1 protein-coding gene is annotated in these 1,988 nt (G+C 62.6%); it reads left to right on the top strand.

Translation table 11 applies throughout. The features are described from left to right. Window positions 1-300: 300 nt before the first annotated feature. Window positions 301-1,988 (top strand): methyl-accepting chemotaxis protein (locus tag D6877_RS03485; RefSeq protein ID WP_130909865.1); only part of this gene is annotated, 1,688 nt, incomplete at its 3' end.

Below are 1,988 nucleotides of genomic sequence, written 5' to 3'. Positions count from 1 at the left end.
GGGTCTTGTTAGAGGGCGCGCACTGTGCCGCAGAGTGGCGGCGGTGTCAAAGCCCTGTGGCGAGGGGATTTATCCCCGTTGGGTGGCGACGCCGCCCCCGGCAAACTTCGAAACAACCCTATACGCAGGTGTCACGACTGCTTCGCAGCCGAACGGGGATAAATCCCCTCGCCACAGAATCACAGGACCACAGGCCCCGCATGCGGCAATCGGTCATATTGCGCTCACGGCATAAAGAAAGCCGAAACGCGGCCGCTACAGTGCAAAGTCTCAGATATTTATCGGATAAGGATGTTTTCCATGTCGCTCAGACAACTTTCCATCCAATGGAAAATCACCCTGCTCGCCGGCCTCTGCCTGGCCGGTATCGTGACCCTGTTGGTCGGTCTTTCGCTGTATCGCATGGAACACAGCTCGGCGCTGGTCAAGGCCTCGAGCATGGAGATGCTCACCGAATCGGCGCAGGCGCGGATCGAGTCGCAAGGTGAAGTGCAGGCCGCCGGCATTCGTCAGCAATTCATGGACGCCTATCAGTACGGCCACGGTTTCTCGCGGCAGGTACTGTTTTTGCGTGAGCAGGCCGAGAAGCGTTTTCTCGATGCCTTCGATCTGCGCGAGGACATGACCCGTCAGGTCAAATCCGCGCTGCAAGCCAACCCGGACCTGCTCGGCCTGTCGCTGGTGTTCGAAGCCAATGCACTGGACGGCAAGGACGAACTGTTCGCCGATCAGGCTGAACTGGGCAGCAACGACAAGGGCCGTTTTGCCTTGTACTGGTCGCAGCCGACCCCGGGCAAAGTCACCTCGATGGCGCTACCGGAAAGCGACATGAGCGACACCAGCACCGGCCCCAGCGGTCAGGCCGCCAACGCTTGGTTCACCTGCCCGCGCACCACGCTCAAACCGTGTGTGATCGAGCCGTACTTCTATGTCATCGACGGCCACAAAGTGCTGATGACCAGCATCGTCTTCCCGCTGCAGGTCAACGGCAAAGTCATCGCCTCGCTGTCGGTCGACATCAACCTCAACAGCCTGCAAGCGATCAGCCAGAACGCCAGCCGCAAGCTGTATGACGGTCAGACCGCCGTGAGTATCGTCAGCCCCGCCGGCCTGCTCGCCGGTTACAGCCCGGATGCCGGCAAACTCAGCCAGCGCCTGGATGCGGTGGATCAGGCCAGCGGCAGCGAGTTGCTGCGCCTGCTCGCCGCGAGCACTGGCGTGAGCAGCCTGCACAGCAACGGCCAGTTGAAAGTGCTGTCGCCGTTCCAGCCGATTCCCGACGGACCGGCATGGGGCGTGTTGCTCGATGTGCCGGAGAAAGTCCTGGTCAGCCGCGCCGAAGCGCTCAAACAGCAACTGGATGCGAGCAATACCTCGGGCACGCTGATCGAACTGAGCCTCGGCCTGCTCGCCGCGCTGATCGGTCTGCTGCTGGTGTGGCTGATGGCGCGCAGCGTGACCAGGCCGATCCTTGGTGTGGCGCACATGCTTGAAGACATCGCCAGCGGCGAAGGCGACCTGACCCGGCGTCTGGCCTATGACAAGCAGGACGAACTGGGCCAATTGGCCGGTTGGTTCAACAAGTTCCTCGACAAGTTGCAGCCGATCATTGCCGAGGTAAAACGCTCGGTGCAGGACGCGCGCAACACTGCCGACCAGTCCTCGGCCATCGCCACTCAGACCAGCGCCGGCATGGAGCAGCAATATCGCCAGGTCGATCAGGTCGCCACCGCGTCCCACGAAATGAGCGCCACTGCCCAGGACGTTGCACGCAGCGCCGCGCAGGCCGCCGAAGCGGCCAAGGACGCCGACCGCGCCACGCGTCAGGGCCTGACCGTGATCGACCGCACCACCGCAAGCATCGACACCCTCGCCGCCGACATGAGCGCAGCGATGGTTCAGGTCGAAGGGCTGGCTGCGAACAGCGAGAAGATCGGCACGGTGCTGGAAACCATCCGCGCCATCGCCGAGCAGACCAACCTCCTGGC

The organism is Pseudomonas sp. Sample_9 (assembly GCF_004307535.1).
GTDB classification, from domain to species: Bacteria; Pseudomonadota; Gammaproteobacteria; order Pseudomonadales; family Pseudomonadaceae; genus Aquipseudomonas; species Aquipseudomonas mercuritolerans.
This window is presented reverse-complemented; position numbering and strand designations above follow the sequence as displayed.